We start from the raw sequence: 22,722 nt of genomic DNA on the forward strand, positions 1-22,722 counted from the left end.
ATTAGATTTTATAAAAATGTGGATGAAAGACCTTGGCAAATGGATAGTCTATGCTCAAACCGATAAGCTGTTGATCAGGGTGAATAATTGTCACGCCAGCCCCCACGCCTTCCAGCCCTTCTTTATGCCTTGAGTGACGATCAAGCGTCACATCACTTTCCACGTGAAGCAACCCGTGCTTCAAGACTAAACGTTGTCCATGTTTACGATTGATATGGCCCTGAACCAGGGCATGAATACCCTTACGGTTAATCTGCTTCACGCCTTTTCCACTGAGGGGTAAATCACTGTCACGGTATTTTGTTCGCATCGTATTAGCTAAGCTGCCGTAGTAAAACTGAAACAGATCATTTTTCATTTGCTGACGAAACTGTTTATTCAGTTTTGCCACGCCTTCTTGTTCAATCACCTTACTGATTTCATCATCTAAGCCAGCATGCAGAAACAGAAAAGAACCACGACGATAACTGAGCTGCATACGTTTAAAAAACCAGGCATAGTCACCTTTGGGATGCAGAAATAACTGGCGACATTTCATTGCCGTGGCATAGACATCCTGCATACTAAAACCGGCTTTTTTACAAGCCGCTTCAAAGTGATCATATTTTCGCTGCATCTTACGCAGCTCACGTTTAATGCCTGCGTGGGTCATCAATGTCTTGGCGTGTTGAGGAAATTGCTCAAACCAGTCGGCTCGTGGAAATAAGGCTTCTTTACAACTGGCTTCATCAGGAATCGACTTGGGTAATTTTTTGCCTTTTAAATAACGCTGATGCACTTCACTCAATAACGGGATAACCTTTTCCCCCATCCGCACAAAGAAGTGCTCTGTGCTGGGATGACGAGGCAAGCTCATCGCGTAGATGCCCATATACAGACGCATATCATGGTTGCCGGCCAGCAGCTTTACCCGCGCGCCAGTATCAAAGAGTCGCTTAAGCGCATCCAGTAACGCTAAATTACTGGGCCCTTTATCAAGACAGTCACCGCCAATAATAAAAGTGGCCTCCCGTCCTAAGCGTGTCAATTTAAATTCCAGCAGGGCCTGATTGGTGATTTTGATACCCCCAGTCGCCACTAAGGAACGGATAAATGCTTCCGCGTCGGCATGAGGGTCGGCAATGAAAAAGATCGGACGCTTTGGCCATGTCCACTTGCTGTATTGCTGAGCTGTCTTCATTGCTTTGGCAAAAGACGCTTCATCCTGATGAGCCTTTTGACCAGAATGCGCTTCCGAGACATTCCAGCATTCGGTAGCGGTAGGTAAGTGCTGCCAAACAGATTGGTGAGTTTTGTGCTTACTCACCAGGGTTTCAATAAACCGTTGGCTATGCTTGAGATGCTGCTGTTGTGACATCATTTTCATAGTTAGTCCATGGTGGTAGCGGCAACAGATGAACGTTTTTTCCATTCACCACCCACGTGCTGCCAAGTGCCATCCTCGAATAGTTCAAGAAAAATAGGCCGAGAGTGGTACATGCTGAGTTGAGCAATCTCTTCAGCATTGATGACCCCTAAATGATAAGCAGCATGTCTAAATGAAGCGCCATGCCCTACACATAATTTCAGCTGAGATTCGGCTTTTCTAGGTATATCCCGCATCTGCGTTTCAATATGCTTAGCTACCCGAGAGCCAGCTGTCATCAATGACTCGGCACCTTGAAAAGGTAAACAAAAGTGACTATCAGACTTCCAACCTTCTGGTAATCGAGGATATCGAGGGTCAGTATTCACTATCTCCTCAATCTGTTTCACCGTGAGATTAGCTACAGAACCAACGCTTCGCTCAGCTAATGCATCGTACGCTTGACTGCACAGTGAGGAATCGAGTGCCGTCTCTAAAATCAGGCGGAAAATATCGGCGGTTTGCCATGATCGCAACATATTTGAGCAATCGATCTGCGGCACCAGTTGCCAGCCTTCTTGCAGAATAAGACGGCATAATTTCTGTGCCTCAATACACGCGTCGGTTTTACCCTGTTCCGTTAATGCGAAGGGCTGGTGCGCACTCGGTGTGTCAGCTAATTGCTCATAATCACCGTGCCGTATAAAACCGAGAATTAAACGAGACATACTAAGCCTGCTTTTGAATGCATACAGTCAACACCCGGATCATATCGACAAGATCGGGCTTGTTTATGACTCTTGCTGCCGAGTCCACCACAAACCATTGGCGGCGTCGTTTTTCAGACTCCCACTGTGTATCATCAGCAAGTTCAGTTACCCGCATTGGATACACCTTGACCTCACAGATTCCTCCCCACTTGTTGTGCTGAAAGGAGCCCAATGCATCTTCATGAATATTGCCTATTACGCCAGCTTCTTCCATAGCTTCTTTTGAGGCGGACTCAGTCGCAGACAGTCCCGGCTCAATAATGCCTTTAGGTATTCCCCACTTTTCTCTATCCTGCTTTGTGATTAAAAGTACCTGCAGCTGCTCATTATGCCAACGATAAGCCAGCACCCCAGACTGTTGGTAATAATAGGCTGGACGGTCACAATAATGCACTTGTCCATCACGTCTGACTGGGAATTTCTTAGGTAAACTCTTAGGTCGGATGAACGCGTTTAGCGAGACTTTATTATCATCAAAATGTAGATGTGCCAACGTCGCTGTTGGTAAGACTTTATCATCACCAAAATCCGGTAATTGGTCTGCCACTAGCTCCACTAAGGCTATTTCCATCCCAGGATTATGACCAATGATGAGAGTTAAACCCATATTTTTTGTGCTTTAGCAATAATATCCAGCACGGTAGCAGGACTGGCTTCATAGAGTTCTGGAATGGGCTTGATAAGACTAATGGGCAACCCTGCTGCTTTGAGGGTTTTTTCTGCCGTTTCCATTGTGCGTTTTGCCGCTGACACCCAGACTTGTTCAGGGATGAATTGATGCGTTTTTAACCACTCCCCCATACGCTGAGCAGCGCGTTTTCCGCGATTATTTAAAGGCCTATCAAAGTCATCGACGTCGACGGACCAGTCTGATTTCGCATGTCTTAGGAGTAGTACATCACTCATTGCTTTTCTTGACCTGCAGCCAGATACAAAGCGGAAAGCTGCTGAAAATTGACCCCGCCCGTTGCCTCATACACAGCAATATTATCTAAAATGGCTAAGTAGGCGTCTTCATCCGCTTGATAATCGTCAGAAATGAACTCGCCTTTTACTGTTTGATAAAAAGGACCGGGTGACTTCAAAATGGCTTGTAATAAATCGCGACGTTGACGTAAATTCACTCGATGTAAGCTGACATCACTTTGATCATGACGAGACCAATTCAGAATCAACAAGGCTTTTAATGGCGCTTCAAACTGAAGACGACCTTCACCGTATAAAGCATCAATATCCACATCAAATTTTTGCTCTAATTCCCATAGTTCATCCTTAGGTAAACTCAGAAAAGTCTGTCTCAATTCATCAGTTAATAATGGTTGCAAGCGCTTATTATTCACAATCGTCCCGGGATTAATGCGTGGTAATTTGGGAATACCATAAGCATCAACTCCTACAGATGTTTGTTTGATAAACAGACGATCATTACTTAAAAAAGTCGTGCCTTCTTGTTCAAGCATCTCCAGCATCAAGGTTGATTTACCGCCACCAGAAAAGCCTGCGACCGCTAAGGCCTCGCCCTCTCTCACGACAGCGGCGGCATGACAAATTAACGCCTCTTTTTGCTGTAAACAGGTCATGAACTGGTTATTAATAAAGTTAATGACTTGATTATCATTTTCTAAACATGGCCCCATCGCAATCGCCGTATCCGTGCTTTGGTAAAACATCATGCCGGTTCTGACTTTACGGATAAGCCTGGCTTTATCTAAATTGATATAGCTGTCTTTTTTGCCTGTTTTACCAGGTTCTCGCTTCCAGTCGATAAAGGCATTAGAAAAGTCAGGCGTATCACACTCAATCGCTGTGACTTGATAGGTTGGTATCGATACATTGCTGACTATTGATGAAAAATAAGCTGATAACCGTGCCAATAGCTCAATAGAATTAGAACGTATCCGACAGCTGCAAAAACCAAGGTCGATGTCCAGTGCGTCTGGTAACGGCGGATAGTCCTTTAATAAAGACTCAATCTCATGTGGTATCTCATTCGTCATGGCTATCTATCGTCTCTAGTACATGTTCGACATATAAGGCAGCAGCATCAACTTCACAGCCTTCTTTTGCGCCCCTGAACCCACCAAATGCAGACACCTCAAATACAATTGGACCGTTATCGGTGATCGCCACATCTACAGTAGTAAAATCCATGTTGAATAATGACTGGGCTTGAGTCGCCAGTTCAATAATTTCTGATGACGGTTCAAAAGCAGCATAACGACCGCCACTGTGAATCGTTGTATTCCATGCATCACTTTGTGATACCCGGGCATAAGTCCCCAGATAATTTCCTGCTAAAAAAACGAGCCCCAGATCTTGTCCTGACAGGTTCAATTTTTGTTGAATATACATCACCGGATTGACCTGTTTAAAATCGCTGACTTGCTGACGAATCTGAGAATCAGCCTGCTTGGCATTGATTAAAGTCATGCCACGGGCTTTAGTAGAAAATAAGGGTTTAAAAACAGCCTCACCATACTGTTTGACGGTATTTATAGCTTGCTCGACATCCTCTGTAATGCAGGTATTTGGCATCGGTATGCCAGCATTTTTGAGTGTTATCGTGCAGCTAAGGCGATCAATCAGACGTAACATCGATTCCACCCGACTGAATACTCTTACCCCTTGTTGCTCAGCTACCCGTAACATTTCCAGTCGATCTAAGGTACTGGGTGAATATTCTGCCGATATTTTCTTAACGATAAGACCATCTAGTTCACATAAATTAGTACCACGATACATCAGTTGCATTCGCGTTAAATCGAGGGTCACTTCTGACATATCAATCACTAAACGATAGCCAGTTTTAGCCTGAACTGCATCCGCCAAGGTTTCAGTGGACCACTTACCAGGAATGCCTATCACGCCTACTTTTAGATCGTTACTCAACAAATATCTCCTTCACAGGTACAGAAAAACGATGAATCTGTTTTGGGTGGGTCGTCAACACTAGCTCTATTAGGTAACGGGCTCGATAAAACATTCGCTTAGCGAGTGCTTTATCCAAAATAAAGCGGGTGGAGCTGGCAAACGCTCTGGCCAGACCTAATGCCAGCCTGATTTCAAAGGTGTTGTCTTGGTGTTGTTTAGCAAATCGACGGGCAAACCAATACATTTCGATAGCCATTTTCATGATTTGTTTTCTTCGCTCTGAGTCTAAAATCTGCAGGCGATAATTTGATACCATGAAAATGGTGACATCCTGCACATAATCAGTGTATTTAGAACGATGTAAATCGATGAAATTAATGCGGTTTTCAATAGGGTCAAAAATAATATTATCCACATTAAAGTCGCCATGAATATACACTGAGAAAGGCGGTGGATATTGCTTCTCCAGCTGACGTGCTTGCTTAATGAGTGACTTCATTGATGGACAATCGTAATCGCCAATGTGACTGTTCGCGGCATCAAATTCTGGGTGAATTTTATACACATCAGCTAAGCGACTATCCATTTGCTGCATGAATAAAGCTGGACTGACTTTTTTACGTAAGGTCTCTGTCCATAAGGACTCTAAGGTCTTCTTTAGTGCTTTAAGCGCCTGTTTTTGCAGTTTTTCTGACTCATTCACAATCACTTTTTCAAGGGTATACCCAGGAAGGTGTTCGATTAATAACGCCGCTGATTCGCCACGCTTTTGGTAGGACAAAATTTTAGGCGCTAAGCCTGGATAGATACTATCCCAGCTGTTCAGCCCCTGCTTTTCTTCTTTTAGCTTTTGCTTCTGACCGTCCTTATAGACCGCCATAAACCCCGTTTTCTCAGCGCCATTAGACAGACCTGAAATAGCCGTGCCAGAGCGAGTTTCAGCGATAGGGGTAATAGTGACATCACTATCACCTTTCTCCACATCACTGATCAAAGATTGAAATGAATAATACCGTTCAAAATTGATCGGCTGCCCCACATTAGCCGACACAATGGTTTCGCTTATACGTAATAAAGCGTCATCAAACTGTTTCATTTCATAAGCGACAAATAAGGCCTGCGTTAACTGTTTGGTCTGCGTCTGCTTTTTTAAAGCAGACACATAGCGTTTGATTAATCGCTGATGACTACTGCGAAGTCCTTGATTGATTTGCTCAATATCCAGCGCAATGCTTGATTTCCTCTCAATCACCGCAGGTAGGATAAGTTTAATGGCTTGTCTGACCTTTTTTACGATAGCGATAAAGGCTTTACTCATCAGCGCTTGTGCATCATCAATCTGTTCTGATTGGGTAATACAATGACGACATATTTCAGCAATGCGCTCAATATCTGTGGCAATGAACTCAATACAGCGCAGACAGAATTTATCGGAATCATGCTCAACACCAGCGGCAATACGGTTAACCGTTGCCGTATGAATACGTGTTTTTAAATTATAGGCATACCCAGCACGATCACGGACTTTGCGTGCCAAAGACGCAGAAGGATTTCTGTAATAACTCAACAGTGTGGCTAGCTGGGCATCAATCTCGACACAGAGAAACTGCAAATTTTCTTTTATCTCTGTTGGTATTTTTTTCATGAAGTTATGGGCATCTTAAAGTCACTGCAGTCTAGCAAAACAACTCTGAACAGTGTGTGAAACTATTGTTACACTATGCCAACACACTTATTTGCTTGGACAAGTTGATGACCAAAATCCGCGTTTGTCGAACGGCATCTATCCCCGACCCACTCAGAATTAGCCGCTATCAAAAGATACCCGAGCTGGGACCCAGAATTTTGTTCTTCAGTGGTGGTACCGCATTAACGGGGCTATCACGAGAGTTGAAAAAATTCACCCATAACTCCATTCATTTTGTCAGCCCTTTCGATTCAGGCGGTAGCTCAGCTAAGCTACGACATGCCTTCGATATGCCTGCTATTGGTGATTTACGCAGTCGCTTAATGGCCTTAGCTGATGAGACCGTGTTAGGGCATCCTGAAATCTATCGACTGTTCAGTTACCGTTTCTCAGTCACTGAGAATCAAGAGCGGCTTAAGCGACGACTACAGAATATGGTGAATGGCAAAGATGATTTAATCAATGACATTGCCAACCCTATGCGTAAGTTGATTTGTAACCATCTGGGTTATTTTTATCAGTCCATGCCCAAGGACTTTGATCTTCGTGGCGCCAGTATTGGTAATTTAATCTTGGCTGGTGGCTATCTGAATAATCATAAAGATTTGGAACCCATCGTTTTTTTATTCTCAAAATTGGTGCATGTATTAGGTACAGTGAGAACCATCACCAATGATGATTACCACCTCTCTGTCGAGCTAGAGAATGGAGAAATTATTCATGGACAACATTTAATTACAGGCAAGGAAGTCGCCCCTATTTTATCTCCCATCAAGCACATTCACTTGAGCGAAACGTTAAATGGTAGTCGTCCCACCGAGACAAAGTTACGTAAACGAAACCGTGGTTTATTTGAAGATGCAGATTTAATCTGTTACCCACCGGGCAGCTTTTATACCAGTCTGCTGGCCAACTTACTGCCGACCGGTGTGGGCAAAGCCATCGCTAACAATGGCTGCCCCAAAGTGTTCGTCCCTAATCTCAATAGCGATCCAGAACAGCTTGGCATGACGTTACAAGACTCACTCATGACCATCATCAAATATATTCAAGAAGATATCACTGGTGATGCTCCAGCCAACACCGTATTGAATTATTTAATGGTGGATACCAAAAATGGACAATATCCTGGCGGGATTCCAACAGACTTATTGCAAGAGCTCAATATTGAACTCATCGACGTTAAGCTAATCGATAAACGTCATGATAAAACATATGATAATAAACGCTTAGTTTCTGCTTTACTGTCGCTTACCTAAATTATGCAGTCATTTTATTGAGCACGGATATCAAATTTCATGATGACCACATCCTGCTCGGCCTGCTCTTCCTTCACCATGCCAGCATGTAATTGAGCCTCACTGAGTTTGGCCTGTTCTTGCAGATAAAGCATGACGGCCTGCTGTCTGGCTTTGGCCAGATTATTCAGGTCTGCCTCAGAAATCACTTTGTTTGCGACTAAACTGGATTTTAGTTTGCTGTTATAGGCCAGCAAATCTACAGACGGCTCTTCATCATCGGCTGCCGTATTGTCGGCCATTACCTCCAGCTTCACTGCTGTTAGGTCAGGACTTAAAGCTTGTTCTGTATATAAACGCTCTAATACCGTTTGGCGACGGACTAATAATTGTTGGTCCGTGTCAGTCTGCTCTAAACCGGCTTTGATATCCTGCTCCACCGCCTTAAGTTGCAATTGTTGTCGATCCAGCTTCTCTGCATAAGGCGCCGGAATGTCTAAAATTAATTGTGGACGTTGGACCAATGCTTCAGACAGTTTCAGCAAGGCTTCTTTTTGAGGTGGCGTGAGATCAGCTCGTCCCGCCTTAAACTGAATATTATCGACTGGCTGCTCATCGCCGCCTACCAGGTTGGCCAGGAAGCGGAATGGTGAGGTCACAATATTACGAATCGCATTAAAAATCGCGTTGCGAATAGCAGGTCCCATTTCAAACTTAGGATTATTGACATCGCCTGTCACCGGAATGCTTAAATCAATCACCCCTTCACTATTTTTTAATAAGGCCACGGCCAGATCCAGAGGTAAATCGACTGCTTCTGGTGATTCCACTCGCTCTCCCAGCTTGATATCACGTATCACCAGGCTGTTAGATGCATTTAAATTTCCATTTTGGATTTCATAATTCAGTTTGACATCAGCACGACCATCGGCAATTTTTCTACCTGCAAATTTGATGGTGTATGGGCTCATGGCTGGCAGATCCAGATTGCTGAATGACATGGCCACATTACTTTCTTCGGTAATATTGAACGGTGCCAGACTGCCTTCAATTTCGACCATACCAAACTCTTGTACCTGTCCTTCCAGATTCAATTCAACGGCCTGATCAGACTCGGTAGAAAAACCACTAATCTGACCATCTAATGATCGCATTTCAGTATCAAACACAATTGGCAGGCTTTCATCGGTGAATCGTGAACTAGCCTTGTTTATGATCACCTCACCAATAGATACTTTGTATGGCTCAGCATTATTTTCAGTTTCAGTAGCTGTGGCTGTGCTAGCGCTCGGTTGTTCTTTTAACAGCTGACGTAAATTGGTCACGCCATCTTTATTGATAAAGATACGACTGTACAGTTGATGGACTTCAATATCAGAAATAGCTAACTCTTTATTTTTGAGGGAGAAATCAATGGTATTAATGGATAACGCATCCAGGCTGAACAGTTTTTCCTTCAGATTCTGATTCTCTATCTGCAACGATGATAACGCTAAATCGCCATTGACCAATAAGGCATCATCAGCGTTACTTTTCAGCGAAGCATTAGCTGATAACTGTCCATTTTCCAGCGTCACCATGGCATATTCATTGATGTATGGCTGTAACGGCGTCAGTGATAATTGGTCGATCTTACTCGCTGCTGTTACCGCCAGTTCAGGGAAAAGTTGTAGCTCGCCTGTAGTAGACATTGTACCGCCTGAACTCACCTTAATATTGGCGTTAAAAGGCATGATTTGCTTATCTGCAAGACTGAGGTTATTCAGGCTCGCGGTGAGATTCAATGTCATATTAGACGGCAATTGCGGTTGTTTATCTTCAATAAACAGATCAATATTATTCAGCCCGACTTCTGAGATAGCTAACTGTATGGCTGGCATATCGCTAGTTTCTTGCGCGTCATCTGCCTCTGATTTGGGTAGGGCATTCAGTAATTGCTGCCAGTTAATCACGCCCTGTTCGTTCATGATCGTGACCAGTTTCGCCTCATTGACTGATACTTTATCAATGCTTAATTGATTGTCAGGATAACGATAACGGCCCTTTTCTAGTTGCAGCTGACCATCGGCAATTAAGGCTTTATCCAAGCCTGGTTGTGCCACATTGAGATCAAAGAGTTGGATAGCCGTGTTATTGATATCAACGCTAGGTTGCTGACCACTCAGATCCACATCATAGTCCAGGCTGATATTGACGACACCTTGCTTTAATTCAACCGGTAACTGCGCTTTAAAATAACGGTACGGTGTCTGTAGATTAAATTGGTTCAGTTTGAGCTGACCAGCTATAGTCAGTGGTGATAATGAAAAGGTGCCCGCCACTGATAGATTCGCCTTGTCTTCCAGCTCCATATTCAATGTGGTTTTCGCGGTTTCATCAGCTTGGGTAGAAAATTGATTCAGCTGAAAATTGATAGGCGATATAACAGTTTTAAATGGCTCAGAAGGCACTTTATCCGAGTAATGTAATTCACCGCCCTCAAAACTTAGTGAGTTTAAAACGACATGAAAGAGTGGCTCATCGGCATCTGAAGTGGTGGAATCTGCGGTGACAGGTTCTGACTCTTCTTTTTCAGGTGCTGTTTCCTGCCATGTATCCGCCAGACGTGTTAGCGTATTTTCTGCCTCGGAATAACGCTGAAAATGCAGATCAGCCGCGTTAATATCTACTGTAGGAATACTGATATCACCTTTGATTAATTGGCTTGGATCGACATTCACATATACCGAATCCCAAGCCAGGATAGTCTGGTTTTCTCTTGTTTGAATAGCCAGACCAGCGATGTTTAACTCAAAGGTAAAAGGGTTGAATTGGATATCCTGTACTTGTGTTTGCAGCTGTAAGCGCTGCTCCAGAGTGCTTTTTAGTTGTCTTTCTGCCAGCCAGGGCAAGAGATAAAACCCGGCCAGCGTATAAATAACGACCAGACTTAACAGGCCGATGATGAAACGTCGATGACGAAAAAGAAAAGTCTTAGCTGATGGCATGCAATTCATTCATTGTGATGATGGAATCATTAGATAGTACACAATTAACTTTATCGTACCAATGTGTGTACTGGTGAGTTAGGCTTGCTGAAGACGCTCACGCGTGTCTGCCGCGCCCATCGCATCCGCCAACATTAACGCCGTTTTGCCGTCATCCGTCCTGGCCTCTATATCAGCACCATGCGCCAACAGGCAATCGACCACCGCCAGTTGATTGAACATGGCTGCAAACATCAGTGCTGTTTTACCATCTGGCGTTGTCGCATTGACATTGGCACCATGCTGAATCAACAACTCGGCAATATCTTTATAACCTTTAAATGCCACACCAGCTAAAGGGGTTTGTTGGCGATCATTGGCCAGTTCAGGGTCGGCACCATGTTCCAGCAATAACTTTGTCATCTCATAATGGCCATTATAGCTGGCCAGCATCAACAGGCTATCGCCATTGCCCGTGCGAATATTGACTGGCAAGCCCATTTCCAGTGATTTTTTTAACTCTTCCGCTTTACCGTCACGCACTAACTGAAAGACTAATTGAGCTAGCTCGTAGGTTTTCTCATCCATTTCTGGGTTGGCGTCATTTTCTGTCATTACAGTATCCTTTAACTCTGTTGTTAGCTATCCACTCCACCCTTACATACCTTTGTATACAGGGCCACTTCCGCCTTCTGGTGGCACCCAGACAATATTCTGAGTCGGGTCTTTGATATCACAGGTTTTACAGTGTATGCAGTTCTGAGCATTTATCTGCAACGACGGTTCCCCTGCCTGCTCAATAATTTCATAGACTCCGGCCGGGCAATAACGTTGTTCTGGTGCATCATAGTTCTTCAGGTTGATGGTGACGGGCACGGCCTTGTCTTTTAATTGCAAATGACCAGGTTGGTTATCATCATGCACGATATTGCTCAAATCGATCGAAGACAAGCGATCAAAAGTCAGCTCACCATCTGGTTTAGGGTAGTCAATTTTCTTAACTTGGTTTTTCGATTTGAGACTTTTATGGTCTGCCTGCTGATGCTGCAATATCCAGGGTAACTTGATATGTAAGGCACTCAGCCACAATTCAATACCCGCTAAGGCGCCACCTGTCAGGTTGCCAAAACGTGACAGCAATGGTTTAAAGTTACGCACTTTTTCCAACTCTTTCCAAACCCATGAAGCATTTAATTTAATGGGATATTCCATAAGTAAACGCTTACCATCATTTGTCGATTCAGTAAAATAGTCGTAAGCCGCTTCTGCGGCTAACATGCCTGATTTGATCGCATTATGGCTGCCTTTAATTTTGGGCACATTGACCATGCCCGCGCTGCAACCAATAAATGCACCACCAGGGAAAATCAGATCCGGCAAAGATTGCAAACCTCCTTCGCTAATGGCTCTGGCACCATAACTAAGACGTTTGCCGCCTTGTAACATTGCTCGTATCTCGGGGTGCGTTTTGAAACGTTGAAACTCATCAAAAGGTGATAGATACGGATTGCTGTAATCCAGATGCACCACCATCCCGATAGACACTAATTGTTCACCATAGTGATAGACAAAAGCACCGCCCCCCGTATCGTCAGATAAGGGCCAGCCAAAACTATGACTGACATAACCTGGCTGATGCTGTTGCTCAGGGATACGCCAGATTTCTTTGATGCCCAAGCCAAACTTGGCTGGACGGTCTGCATCACGTAGATTGAAATGCGACTCTAACTGACGTGCCAGAGAACCTCTGGCCCCTTCTGCAATTAGGGTAAAAGGCGCCTGAATTTCAATTCCTGCCACAAATTGTGCTGTGGGCTCACCATCGGCATCTCTACCCATATCCCCAGTAATAACCCCAATCAGATCACCCTGTTCGTTATATAAAGCTTCCTGAGCTGAAAAGCCGGCATAGATTTCAACGCCCAGCTCTTCAGCCTGACCGCCCAGCCATGAGCATAACTCACCCAAACTACCAATGTAGTTACCACTATTTTTCATCAAAGGCGGCATTAACCAATGTGGAATCGTCCACGCTTTATCGCTGGTCATAAACTGGAACTTATCTTCACTCACGGCGGTTTTTAGTGGTGCACCTTTTTGTTTCCAGTCGGGTATCAGCTCGTTTAACGCGATCGGATCGATCACAGCACCAGAAATAATTTGTGCCCCAACTTCAGCGGCTTTTTCTAACACACAGACACTGAGATCCTTTCCGGCCTCATTAGCTAATTGTTTAAAACGAATAGCGGCGCCCAACCCCGCTGGCCCAGCACCAATAATTAACAAGTCATAATTCATTACGTCACGTTGCATGATTTATTCCTTAATAATTCGAGTGAGATTAACCTCGTCACTGCGCGAAACATCAGCAGTAATCGATTGACATAACGCTAAAAACTCACGCATGCCGGTGGTCTGATATTTCTGCTTATGCCACAGAAAATAGAAATACCGACCTAGATCCAAAGCAGGTGTATTGACCGGTACCAGGCTACCGCGACGAAAGGCATCTTTTAATGCCAGTCGGGAAATGCAACCGATACCCAGACCTGATTCGACTGTACGTTTTACCGCTTCGGTGTGTTCAAGTTCGAGGCGAATATTGAGTTGTGAATGATAATTGTGAAAAGCACGATCAAACGTCTCACGTGTACCAGAACCTTTCTCTCTGAGAATCCAAGGCTCTGCTAATAACTGTTGCACAGTGACCTTTTTCTTGTTTGCCAGAGGATGATCAGGTGCACAGAACACCACTAACTCATCGGCAATCCAGGTTTCCACTTCAATATCCGGGTGATGACATCCCCCTTCAATCAAACCAATATCAAGCTCATGGTTCGCAATTTGTTCAATGATGGTTTTTGTATTGTGAACCTGCAACTCAATGCGGCTATCAGCATGTTCATGTAAAAACTCGGCCACCAGCAAGGTCGCCAAATAGTTACCAATAGTCAGCGTGGCACCGATTTTCATCAGACCATATCCGGCATGACCTTCCATGAGATTATGAATTTCCTGCGCACGATCTAGTAGCTCAACAGCATGCGGTAACAATTGCTGACCTGCCTGATTAATCCGCAATGATTTACCCACACGATCAAACAATTGCACATTGTATTGCTTCTCAAATTCTGCCAGTGCGGTACTCGCTGCAGATTGAGATAGAAACAAGGCTTGAGCTGCTTTTGACACACTGCCTGTTCGGCTGACAGCAACAAAAATTTCGAGTTGTCTTAGACTGAATTTCATGTTTTTGCATATCTATTTGTTAGATAGATAATATCTAAATTATCAATTTAACAAATATTGTACGCCACTATAAAATGCTCAGCAAACCTTAAGAGGAAATGTAATGAAAATTTTAGTCGCGATAAAACGTGTAGTGGATTACAACATCAAAGTCGGTATCAAAGCCGATGGTTCCAATGTGGATATCGACGGCGTGAAAATGAGTGCCAACCCGTTCGATGAAAATGCGATTGAGCAAGCCATTCGTTTGAAAGAACAAGGTAAGGCCGATGAAGTTGTTGCCGTGTCCATTGGCTCATCAGCCAATCAGGGTGTATTAAGACATGCGCTGGCTATGGGTGTGGATCGGGCACTTCTAGTCGAACACGAAACAGAAGTACAGTCGCTGGAGGTCGCCAAACTCTTACAAGCCGTCGCTGATAAAGAGCAACCGGATCTGATACTTCTCGGTAAACAAGCGGTGGATGATGATGCTGGTCAGGCAGGGCAAATGCTGGCTGCCTTGTTGGATTATCCACAAGGTACTTTTGCTTCGGAGCTGGATATTGAAAATGGTGAAGCTATCGTTACCCGTGAAATAGACGGTGGTACCGAAACCGTGGCATTGCAATTACCTGCGGTAGTCACTGCTGACTTACGCTTAAACGATCCACGGTTCGTCAAACTACCCAATCTGATGCAGGCGAGAAAGAAACCGATCGAAAACCTGTCGGCTTCAGATCTGGTCACTGAGTTAACGCCCAGATTGTCATTAATCAATGTCGCCGAACCACCTCAACGTAAAGCTGGGATTAAAGTCGACAGTGTTGATGCTTTATTGCAGCAATTACGTACAAAAGAAGGAATTGCACTATGAGCACATTAGTATTAGCCGAACACAATGGACAACAACTGCATAATGAAGTCCGTCATGCTGTCTCCGCTGCTCAACACTGGGGACAGCCTGTTCATCTTTTAGTTGTGGGTTATCAGTCTGAGCAGATTGCCAAACAAGCCGCGACTATAGATGGAGTGACTGAGGTATTACATGCCAATGCCCCGCAGTTTGAGCATCCGCTTGCTGAAGATGTGAGTAAGCTGATTGATACTTTGGTGACAGATTATGAGGTCGTGATGGCTGCACATACCTCATTCAGCCGGAATGTGTTGCCACGTGTGGCTGCTGTGGCCGATGTCGCCATGATCTCAGACGTGTTAGCCATCCAGCCTGACAACCACTATGTGCGGGCTATTTATGCCGGTAACGTTCACACCACTATACAAAGCCATGATGCAACGCAAATTCTGACAGTGCGTGGCAGTAAATTTACTGCGGCTGAGTTAAATGGTCAGGCTGAAATAACAGCAGTCTCAGTCCCTGAACCTTTCACCAAAACACGCTGGATCAGTGAGTCTCGAATTGAGTCTGATCGGCCTGCGCTTAACTCGGCCAAAGTCGTGGTGTCGGGTGGTCGCTCATTAGGTAGTGCAGAGAAGTTTGATGCTTTACTTAATCCCTTAGCTGAAAAACTCGGTGCTGCACTCGGTGCGACCAGAGCGGCTGTGGATGCAGGCTATGCGCCAAATGAAATTCAGGTCGGTCAAACCGGTGTCACGGTAGCACCTGAACTGTATTTTGCGGTTGGCGTGTCTGGTGCGGTGCAACATACCGCCGGCATGAAAGACAGCCGTATTGTCGTCGCCATCAACCAGGATCCTGACGCGCCCATTTTTCAGGTAGCCGATTATGGCCTGGTGGCCGATCTGTTTGATGCCGTGCCTAGTTTAACCAACGCCCTTTCATAAAAAGAGATAACGATGAGTACATTTGCAAGCGAGCGCGTTTTAAGCGTGCACCACTGGGATGACAATCTGTTCAGCTTCAAAACTACCCGTGATCCGGGCCTGCGTTTTGAAAATGGTCAGTTTGTGATGATTGGCCTTGAAGTCGACAATAAACCGTTGCTTCGTGCATACAGTATTGCTAGCCCGAATTATGATGAAAATCTGGAGTTTTTCAGCATCAAAGTTCCTAACGGGCCACTCACTTCACGCCTGCAACATTTACAGGTAGGTGATGAGATATTAGTCAGCAGAAAACCGACGGGTACCTTGGTCGTGCATGATCTGAAGCCGGGGAAGAACCTGTACCTCTTCTCAACAGGTACTGGGCTCGCGCCTTTTCTTAGCGTGATTCAGGATATTGAAGCCTATGATCGCTTTGAGAAAATCATTCTTATTCATGGGGTGCGTTATGTCAGTGAATTGGCTTATGCCGATTTCATTGAAAAAGACTTGCCTGACAATGAATTCTTTGGTGATCTGGTCAAAGAAAAGTTAATTTATTATCCCACCGTCACTCGCGAACCTTTCCGCAATCAGGGACGACTGACGGATCTGATTACCAGTGGCAAATTATTTGAGGATATTGGTCTACCTCCCCTTGATCCTGAGCATGATCGAGCCATGATCTGTGGCAGTCCACAAATGCTGAATGACACCGCAGCGTTATTAGATGAGCGAGGGTTTGTGGTTTCTCCTCGCATCGGTGTACCCGGCGACTATGTGATTGAACGTGCTTTTGTTGAGAAATAAGACTTTATTGAATAAAGACCTCATCACCAACACGAATAACACCAGCTTCAGCAATAGCGCCATAGATTCCCAGGTTTTGGTCAGCTTGCTTCACAATCGTACGAAGCATTTTTTTATCTGATGGGATATGGCGCTGTTGTCGGGTAATGGCGCCACATCGTGGCGTGGTGCCACAACATTGCACTGTCGTCTGACCAATCTGAATCGTTTTATCTAACCAGGCTTGCTCAACCAAACCTTCCATACCCGGAACCGTTTCGATGACAATATTTGGACGGAAACGCTCTACTGCCCAGTCAGAGTCAGGTTTAAGCTGTTTCATATAATCCAGTGTGGCGGTCGTCAGCATATGAAAAGGGGTGACTAAAAAAAAGGTGCCTGGCAGCGATACATATTCCTGAGCCTGCTCGGGCAGGTTATCCAAATCCGGTAAGGCTTCTCCAGGCTCCCGATCAAATGTGGCTTTTAGTTCTTCCAGCCAAGTGTGATCGTCTTGTTTATAACGTTTGTAAAAATCACGTTCTTCAATAGGTTTAAGCGACTGTAATGTGGAATCAAACCCGGTTAGCAAAGTCAGTAACTGATTGACCTGTGGCTCATCACTGCCAATCACGGCGCCATCAGGAAAAGTGATATCAACCTGATCATCTGGTCCGGTCGCATCTCCGCGTCGGCACTTTGCATTACAGCGTAATAATTCAGGCCGAAATTTACAGCTTTGGATTTCCTGTCGCTGAGTATCTTGTAATGCCCAGATACGATCGCCAGTTAAACCATTTTCACCTAGATAACATTGTTCAAGCTGTTCCCCTGCCATCCCTTTGACTGGATAACGCCAGATTTGTTTGATTGTGCCAACCTTGAGCATAAAACCACCTTATGTCCGTGATGCGATAACTGGTGCTAAGCTTAAGATTGTGTGTCCGGTCTGTATATCCGGCATTTTACGTAGATAATTTTCTTCGGGCATAAAAAAAGCCCCAACGAGTGGGGCTTTTTTGCTCTCGATTTGAGAAACTATTATCTGTTGCAGATGTACATAGTTACTTCGAAACCGAAACGCATGTCTGAATATTCTGGTTTAGTCCACATGATAATCACCTCGCTTTGTGTTTGTTAGTACGGTTCCTATGTTACGAGTACGTGGCAAATGACAATAGCGTATTTTTCTTTTGATCACTCAGGATTTTCCTGAGTAATGATAAATTGATTATCCGTCAGTTTGGCAGGAGTAAAGAAGCGAGACTCAAGAAAATCAGAAAGCCCAGTGTATCGGTCATTCCTGTAGTGATAATACTACTGCCCAATACCGGATCCTGTTTTAGCTTCTTTAGAATCAACGGAATACTTACGCCGATTAAGGCCGCTAACACCATTGTGCCAGACATGGCTAGCATCATTACAAAGGCCAGGCCCAGATTCTGATATAAAAATAGCGTTAGCAATCCCGTTAAACTTCCCCATATCAGCCCATTCACCGCAGCCACAGAAAACTCTTTTATATAGAGCCGTCGAAGATTATTGGCGTCGAGTTGTTTTAATGCCAGCCCACGAATCACCAGCGCCACCACTTGATTGCCCGTGTTGCCGCCAATATTAGCGGTGATGGGTAACAAGGCAGCTAGTGCCACCATACTGCTAATCGTGGTCTGGAACTGATCAATCACGCGAGAAGCAATCAATACAATCACCAGATTCAGTGCAATCCACGGCCAGCGATTTTTAGCTGACTTCATCATTGGGTCAAATAAATTTTCTTCTTTCGATAAGCCTGCCTGAGCGAGAAACTGGCGCTGCGACTGTTCTTCCAGTAGATCCATTAGCGAGCTGACACGTAATACCCCAACCAGTTTCTGATGTGCATTCACCACCGGTGCTACCAATAATTCATAGCGCTCAAAATCACGTGCCGCTTCATCGGCAGAATCGGTAGTATGAAAGATATGGGCTTGCTTCAACATGCAATCGGCTACCCGTAAATCACCTCGCTTGATTAATAAATCAGAGACGAGCAGCAGTCCCTGAAATAAACCCACCGAATTGATCACCATGATAAAACCGGACTCATCCGGTAACTTCCCTTTCTGACGTAACTCACGTAACACTTGATCTAAGGTTTGATTCTCAAGTACCACAGCAAAATCATATTCCATCCAGGCACCAACGCTTTCTTCAGGAAAGAGTAAGGTGGACTGTACATTTTCACGCTGCTGCTGTGGTAATGAGGATAAGACGCTATCACCGATCTCATCTGGTAACTCTTGCATCAGATCCGCAATTTCATCAGTATCGAGATGCGATGCCGCCCGAATCAAATCGGTTGGTTGTAATTCTGCTAATAAGGTTTGTCGTAAACTATCAGAAAGCTCCAGCAGCACCGCCCCCATATGCTCACTTTGCAGCAGTTGCCAAATAAACGAGCGCTGTACCGGCGGTAACTGCTCAAGCAGATTTGCTATGTCATATGGATGTAAGCGGTTTAACAGCTGCTGAATTTCACCTTGATACTGCTTGACGGTTAACAGCTCGACTAATGCCTGCTTATCCTTATTCTCCTGACGTATTGTCAGGGTTTCCACTAACTCCTGGCGATTAAGCAAATCATAAATTAAGTGAAATATATGCTCTGTTTGCTTCAGTTGTTGCACGCAAAACGCCTCATCATATTTAGTGCCGACCTTTTAGTATGCGTCAGAGATATTTCAATCTGATGATGGCTGAAATGCACTTACCCTTTAGCGGGAAAACTTTCCAGTATTTCAATAAATTATTCTTAAAAAGAGTCAGATGCAGTAAAATCACCGATTGCTTTATTAGACGTTGCCTTACATTGTGAACTCAAACCGCCCTAAGCTATTCAGCGCATTGCTCAGACGAATTAACCACTGTTTCCGTTCTGCCAAAGACGCATCCGCAGTGACGATTAGAACGACTGTTCAGTTACCCATTATTCTTAATGATGGCAGTGAGGCCATGGCAGAAATGTATAGCTTTTCGGGTTTTGTGGATGGCAAAGAACACTTTGCTTTGAAGCTTGGTAGACCCGATCCCACACATCCACTTGTTCGCATCCATTCGGAGTGTGTTACCGGTGATGCGCTGGGTTCCGCACGCTGTGATTGCGGACCGCAATTACAGGAGGCATTAAGTTTATTCAATAAAGAAGGTGGCTATTTACTGTATCTGCGTCAGGAGGGCCGCGGCATTGGTTTGTATGAAAAACTGGATGCCTATCGTTTGCAGGAACAGGGACATGACACCTTTACCGCCAATCTCGAACTTGGTCATAACGTCGATGAACGGGATTATCAAGCAGCGGCTGATATTCTGAATGCACTCAAGCTGAATCAGATTATGCTAATGACTAACAATCCGGACAAACGTCAGCAACTGGAAAAGGCCGGTATTCAGGTTCATGGCACACGGCCTACCGGGGTATTTGCAAACCGCCATAACCATGGTTATCTGACATCTAAAATCCACCGGGGCAATCATCAGATTAGTATTGACGAGCTGCTAAGGAAGCCCTAGACAACATCCAACGATTGAAAATATTGATGAATCTCTTTCAAGTTTGTTTGGATATACTCTAAAAAAGCCTGAGTAACAGGGGTTGCATGTTTACCCTGAGGCGATACCAGACACCAACTGCGTCGCAGTGGAAAACCTTTAATTACCGGACTGACCAACTGGCCCAGCCGCAGCTCAGATAACACACTCAACCTCGGCAAAACAGCGACACCTAACCCAGCTAGAACAGCATGCTTTAGTGCATCATTAGAACCAAACTGCATGGTGACATTCAGCGATAAACGTTGTTGCTGACAGTGCTGCTCTAAGGCCAGTCGATTACCTGATCCAGACTCACGACTGAGCAATTGTGCATCAAGAAATTGCTGCGGATGGATATGCTTTTTTGTGGCAAGTGGATGGTGTACGGGCACCACGGGTATCAATTCATTATCCAGAAAGGGTAAGGACGATAAGGAACGATCATTAGGTACTAAGCCCATGATCACCAAATCTTCTTTATTGTCATTCAAACGCTCAATGGCCTGCGTACGGTTCACAATATTCAGGTTTACATTGACCGATGGATACTGCTGTAAAAACCCTCTTAACAAATGCGGCACCGCATACTGGGCTGAACTGACCGCACACAGATTTAACTCACCTGAAAGCTTTCCCTCCAGTCGATGTAAATCACTCTGCAAACTGGCGACTTGCTCAAATATGGCATCAATATGTTCAGCTACCCGTTCACCTGCTCGCGTGCAATAAAGCTTTCGACCGACATATTCGAATAATGGCTGCCCCAAAGCTGACTCCAGTTTTTTGATTTGAGAACTGACGGCGGGCTGAGTCAGCCCCAAGCTTTCTGCCCCTTTTCCATAACCTTGCTGTTGATAGACAGCTCGAAACACCTGCATTTGACGAAAAGACAGTCGACTAATTAATTGCTGTAAAGTCAATGACATAAAAATTAAAAAACCTTATACATAAGTAATTACTTATCACTAATCAAAATTATATCAATTTTTAATTATGTATGATTTCCTCTAGCCTATTTCCTAGATTCAATCTGGAGTAGCTCATGTTGAAAAAAGTGTTAATCGCCAATCGTGGTGAAATTGCTGTGCGCATTGTTCGCGCATGTGCAGAAATGGGCATTCGTTCAGTCGCTATTTATACCGAACCCGATCGTTATGCATTACACGTCAAACGTGCTGACGAATCCTATTCACTTGGTGATGATCCACTCGCTGGCTATCTTGATCCTTTACGTATTGTGAACTTAGCGATAGAAACCGGTTGCGATGCTATCCATCCTGGCTATGGTTTCTTATCTGAAAATGCCGAATTTGCCCGCCTGTGTGAAAAACACAACATCACTTTCGTTGGTCCCAAATCCAGCGTTATTGAAAAAATGGGCGATAAAACAGCCGCTAGAGACAGTATGCGCGATGCTGGTGTACCCATTACACCGGGCTCTGACGGCAACTTAGCGGACTTAGATGAAGCGTTAGCGCTTGCTGAAGAAGTCGGTTATCCAGTAATGATCAAAGCCACCTCTGGTGGTGGTGGTCGTGGTATCCGTCGTTGCGATAGTGCCAATGAACTGAGTCAGCAATATCCACGCGTTATTTCTGAAGCGACAAAGGCATTCGGTTCTGCTGAAGTTTTCCTTGAGAAATGTATTGTTGACCCTCGTCATATTGAAGTACAAATCCTCGCTGATAGTGAAGGCAATGTCGTGCATTTGTATGAACGGGATTGTTCTATTCAGCGCCGTAATCAAAAACTGATTGAAATTGCACCGAGCCCACAATTGACACCTGAGCAGCGTAATTATGTCGGTGGCCTGGCTGTCAAAGCGGCTCAAGCAGTGAATTATGAAAATGCGGGTACCGTCGAATTTTTGCTCACCGGTAATGAAGTGTATTTCATGGAGATGAATACCCGGGTTCAGGTAGAGCACACCATTACCGAACAAATTACCGGTATTGATATTGTCCGTGAACAATTACGTATCGCATCTGGCTTGCCGTTAAGCTACCGCCAGCAAGACATTGCCTATCGCGGCTATGCTTTACAGTTTCGGATTAATGCTGAAGACCCGAAAAATGATTTCCTACCCAGCTTCGGTCGAATCACCCACTACTACGCACCGGGCGGCCCTGGTGTCAGAGTGGATACTGCTATCTACACGGGCTATGAAATCCCACCGTATTTTGACTCCATGTGTCTGAAACTGGTGGTGTGGGCACTGGATTGGGAAGATGCCATCAGCCGTGGTCAACGTGCTCTGGATGATATGCGTTTACACGGCATTAAAACCACCGAGAACTACTACAAACAGATTCTCAATCATCCTGATTTCCGCTCTGGTCACTTCGACACAAGTTTTGTGCCTAACCATCCGGAATTACTTAACTATTCGAATAAACGACGTCCCAGCGCAGTGGCGCTGGCTTTGGCCACTGCAATTGCAGCCCATGCAGGCTGGTAAGCCTTAAACACT

The 22,722-nt window shown here is 44.8% G+C and carries 21 protein-coding genes; 6 read left to right on the forward strand and 15 right to left on the reverse strand.

What is annotated here, in order from left to right; genetic code table 11:
* Position 1: 1 nt before the first annotated feature.
* Genes B3014_RS05355 through B3014_RS05385 form a run of 7 tightly spaced genes read right to left on the reverse strand, consistent with a single transcriptional unit; the run spans position 2 to position 6,631 of the window.
* Complete coding sequence (locus B3014_RS05355) at positions 2-1,366, reverse strand: metallophosphoesterase (RefSeq protein ID WP_289243667.1); 1,365 nt, start codon at positions 1,364-1,366, stop codon at positions 2-4.
* A 2-nt stretch (positions 1,367-1,368) separates the two neighbouring features.
* On the reverse strand, positions 1,369-2,073 hold the full coding sequence (locus B3014_RS05360) for a histidine phosphatase family protein (protein ID WP_289243666.1): 705 nt from the start codon (positions 2,071-2,073) through the stop codon (positions 1,369-1,371).
* 1 nt (position 2,074) lies between these two features.
* Positions 2,075-2,722, reverse strand: a complete 648-nt coding sequence (locus B3014_RS05365) for an NUDIX hydrolase (RefSeq protein WP_289243665.1) — start codon at positions 2,720-2,722, stop codon at positions 2,075-2,077.
* Positions 2,713-3,021, reverse strand: coding sequence for a SixA phosphatase family protein (locus B3014_RS05370; RefSeq protein WP_289243664.1), 309 nt, complete (start codon positions 3,019-3,021; stop codon positions 2,713-2,715). The genes B3014_RS05365 and B3014_RS05370 overlap by 10 nt, the downstream gene beginning before the upstream one ends.
* Complete coding sequence (locus tag B3014_RS05375) at positions 3,018-4,112, reverse strand: HprK-related kinase B (RefSeq protein WP_289243663.1); 1,095 nt, start codon at positions 4,110-4,112, stop codon at positions 3,018-3,020. The genes B3014_RS05370 and B3014_RS05375 overlap by 4 nt, the downstream gene beginning before the upstream one ends.
* The gene (locus B3014_RS05380; RefSeq protein WP_289243662.1) at positions 4,102-5,004 is read right to left on the reverse strand and encodes a GAK system ATP-grasp enzyme; all 903 of its coding nucleotides are present in this window, start codon (positions 5,002-5,004) and stop codon (positions 4,102-4,104) included. The genes B3014_RS05375 and B3014_RS05380 overlap by 11 nt, the downstream gene beginning before the upstream one ends.
* Positions 4,997-6,631, reverse strand: a complete 1,635-nt coding sequence (locus B3014_RS05385; RefSeq protein ID WP_289243661.1) for a phosphotransferase — start codon at positions 6,629-6,631, stop codon at positions 4,997-4,999. Before B3014_RS05385 ends, B3014_RS05380 begins: the two co-directional genes overlap by 8 nt.
* Before the next feature lie 107 nt (positions 6,632-6,738).
* Between B3014_RS05385 and B3014_RS05390 the strand changes: the two genes are divergently transcribed.
* Positions 6,739-7,932, forward strand: coding sequence for a GAK system CofD-like protein (locus tag B3014_RS05390; protein WP_289243660.1), 1,194 nt, complete (start codon positions 6,739-6,741; stop codon positions 7,930-7,932).
* Between the two features lie 14 nt (positions 7,933-7,946).
* On the opposite strand, the gene B3014_RS05395 is transcribed toward B3014_RS05390, so the two are convergent.
* From B3014_RS05395 to B3014_RS05410, 4 genes are all read right to left on the reverse strand, one after another.
* Positions 7,947-10,898, reverse strand: coding sequence for a DUF748 domain-containing protein (locus B3014_RS05395; protein WP_289243659.1), 2,952 nt, complete (start codon positions 10,896-10,898; stop codon positions 7,947-7,949).
* A gap of 78 nt (positions 10,899-10,976) precedes the next feature.
* On the reverse strand, positions 10,977-11,492 hold the full coding sequence (locus B3014_RS05400) for an ankyrin repeat domain-containing protein (RefSeq protein WP_289243658.1): 516 nt from the start codon (positions 11,490-11,492) through the stop codon (positions 10,977-10,979).
* Between the two features lie 42 nt (positions 11,493-11,534).
* Positions 11,535-13,190 carry an electron transfer flavoprotein-ubiquinone oxidoreductase gene (locus tag B3014_RS05405; protein WP_289243657.1) on the reverse strand — a complete coding sequence of 552 codons (1,656 nt, stop codon included), beginning with the start codon at positions 13,188-13,190 and terminating at the stop codon, positions 11,535-11,537.
* Between the two features lie 3 nt (positions 13,191-13,193).
* Complete coding sequence (locus tag B3014_RS05410) at positions 13,194-14,126, reverse strand: LysR family transcriptional regulator (RefSeq protein WP_289243656.1); 933 nt, start codon at positions 14,124-14,126, stop codon at positions 13,194-13,196.
* A 103-nt stretch (positions 14,127-14,229) separates the two neighbouring features.
* Here B3014_RS05410 and B3014_RS05415 point away from each other — a divergent pair, with 103 nt between their 5' ends.
* Genes B3014_RS05415 through B3014_RS05425 form a run of 3 tightly spaced genes read left to right on the forward strand, consistent with a single transcriptional unit; the run spans position 14,230 to position 16,700 of the window.
* Complete coding sequence (locus B3014_RS05415) at positions 14,230-14,982, forward strand: electron transfer flavoprotein subunit beta/FixA family protein (RefSeq protein WP_289243655.1); 753 nt, start codon at positions 14,230-14,232, stop codon at positions 14,980-14,982.
* Positions 14,979-15,911, forward strand: a complete 933-nt coding sequence (locus B3014_RS05420) for an electron transfer flavoprotein subunit alpha/FixB family protein (protein WP_289243654.1) — start codon at positions 14,979-14,981, stop codon at positions 15,909-15,911. The genes B3014_RS05415 and B3014_RS05420 overlap by 4 nt, the downstream gene beginning before the upstream one ends.
* A 12-nt stretch (positions 15,912-15,923) precedes the next feature.
* Entirely contained in the window at positions 15,924-16,700 is a 777-nt protein-coding gene (locus tag B3014_RS05425; RefSeq protein WP_286305875.1) for a ferredoxin--NADP reductase, read from the forward strand.
* A gap of 4 nt (positions 16,701-16,704) precedes the next feature.
* On the opposite strand, the gene B3014_RS05430 is transcribed toward B3014_RS05425, so the two are convergent.
* The 3 genes from B3014_RS05430 to mgtE all read right to left on the reverse strand — a co-directional run bounded on the left by B3014_RS05430 (position 16,705) and on the right by mgtE (position 19,348).
* On the reverse strand, positions 16,705-17,568 hold the full coding sequence (locus B3014_RS05430; protein WP_289243653.1) for an MOSC domain-containing protein: 864 nt from the start codon (positions 17,566-17,568) through the stop codon (positions 16,705-16,707).
* Between the two features lie 152 nt (positions 17,569-17,720).
* Positions 17,721-17,792 carry a pyrroloquinoline quinone precursor peptide PqqA gene (gene pqqA, locus B3014_RS05435; protein ID WP_081443609.1) on the reverse strand — a complete coding sequence of 24 codons (72 nt, stop codon included), beginning with the start codon at positions 17,790-17,792 and terminating at the stop codon, positions 17,721-17,723.
* A gap of 125 nt (positions 17,793-17,917) precedes the next feature.
* The gene (gene mgtE / locus B3014_RS05440) at positions 17,918-19,348 is read right to left on the reverse strand and encodes a magnesium transporter (RefSeq protein WP_286305877.1); all 1,431 of its coding nucleotides are present in this window, start codon (positions 19,346-19,348) and stop codon (positions 17,918-17,920) included.
* Positions 19,349-19,616: 268 nt separating this feature from the next.
* Here mgtE and B3014_RS05445 point away from each other — a divergent pair, with 268 nt between their 5' ends.
* Entirely contained in the window at positions 19,617-20,231 is a 615-nt protein-coding gene (locus tag B3014_RS05445; RefSeq protein ID WP_289283334.1) for a GTP cyclohydrolase II, read from the forward strand.
* Here the strand turns inward: B3014_RS05445 and B3014_RS05450 are convergent.
* Positions 20,228-21,178, reverse strand: coding sequence for a LysR family transcriptional regulator (locus tag B3014_RS05450; RefSeq protein WP_289243651.1), 951 nt, complete (start codon positions 21,176-21,178; stop codon positions 20,228-20,230). The genes B3014_RS05445 and B3014_RS05450 overlap by 4 nt on opposite strands.
* Positions 21,179-21,294: 116 nt before the next feature.
* Here B3014_RS05450 and B3014_RS05455 point away from each other — a divergent pair, with 116 nt between their 5' ends.
* Positions 21,295-22,710 carry an acetyl-CoA carboxylase biotin carboxylase subunit gene (locus B3014_RS05455; RefSeq protein ID WP_289243650.1) on the forward strand — a complete coding sequence of 472 codons (1,416 nt, stop codon included), beginning with the start codon at positions 21,295-21,297 and terminating at the stop codon, positions 22,708-22,710.
* Positions 22,711-22,722 lie beyond the last annotated feature (12 nt).

This window comes from Methylophaga sp. UBA678, from assembly GCF_002299105.1.
Lineage (GTDB): Bacteria > Pseudomonadota > Gammaproteobacteria > Nitrosococcales > Methylophagaceae > Methylophaga > Methylophaga marina.

Excerpts from the sequence above, each read along its gene's own strand:
- B3014_RS05390 (WP_289243660.1), top strand. The coding sequence starts at position 6,739 with ATGACCAAAATCCGCGTTTGTCGAACGGCATCTATCCCCGACCCACTC.
- B3014_RS05400 (WP_289243658.1), bottom strand. The coding sequence starts at position 11,492 with ATGACAGAAAATGACGCCAACCCAGAAATGGATGAGAAAACCTACGAG.
- B3014_RS05415 (WP_289243655.1), top strand. The coding sequence starts at position 14,230 with ATGAAAATTTTAGTCGCGATAAAACGTGTAGTGGATTACAACATCAAA.
- B3014_RS05370 (WP_289243664.1), bottom strand. The coding sequence starts at position 3,021 with ATGAGTGATGTACTACTCCTAAGACATGCGAAATCAGACTGGTCCGTC.
- B3014_RS05425 (WP_286305875.1), top strand. The coding sequence starts at position 15,924 with ATGAGTACATTTGCAAGCGAGCGCGTTTTAAGCGTGCACCACTGGGAT.
- B3014_RS05420 (WP_289243654.1), top strand. The coding sequence starts at position 14,979 with ATGAGCACATTAGTATTAGCCGAACACAATGGACAACAACTGCATAAT.
- B3014_RS05355 (WP_289243667.1), bottom strand. The coding sequence starts at position 1,366 with ATGAAAATGATGTCACAACAGCAGCATCTCAAGCATAGCCAACGGTTT.
- B3014_RS05375 (WP_289243663.1), bottom strand. The coding sequence starts at position 4,112 with ATGACGAATGAGATACCACATGAGATTGAGTCTTTATTAAAGGACTAT.
- B3014_RS05395 (WP_289243659.1), bottom strand. The coding sequence starts at position 10,898 with ATGCCATCAGCTAAGACTTTTCTTTTTCGTCATCGACGTTTCATCATC.
- B3014_RS05450 (WP_289243651.1), bottom strand. The coding sequence starts at position 21,178 with ATGTCATTGACTTTACAGCAATTAATTAGTCGACTGTCTTTTCGTCAA.
- B3014_RS05405 (WP_289243657.1), bottom strand. The coding sequence starts at position 13,190 with ATGCAACGTGACGTAATGAATTATGACTTGTTAATTATTGGTGCTGGG.
- B3014_RS05455 (WP_289243650.1), top strand. The coding sequence starts at position 21,295 with ATGTTGAAAAAAGTGTTAATCGCCAATCGTGGTGAAATTGCTGTGCGC.
- B3014_RS05385 (WP_289243661.1), bottom strand. The coding sequence starts at position 6,631 with ATGAAAAAAATACCAACAGAGATAAAAGAAAATTTGCAGTTTCTCTGT.
- B3014_RS05430 (WP_289243653.1), bottom strand. The coding sequence starts at position 17,568 with ATGCTCAAGGTTGGCACAATCAAACAAATCTGGCGTTATCCAGTCAAA.
- B3014_RS05410 (WP_289243656.1), bottom strand. The coding sequence starts at position 14,126 with ATGAAATTCAGTCTAAGACAACTCGAAATTTTTGTTGCTGTCAGCCGA.
- B3014_RS05360 (WP_289243666.1), bottom strand. The coding sequence starts at position 2,073 with ATGTCTCGTTTAATTCTCGGTTTTATACGGCACGGTGATTATGAGCAA.
- B3014_RS05365 (WP_289243665.1), bottom strand. The coding sequence starts at position 2,722 with ATGGGTTTAACTCTCATCATTGGTCATAATCCTGGGATGGAAATAGCC.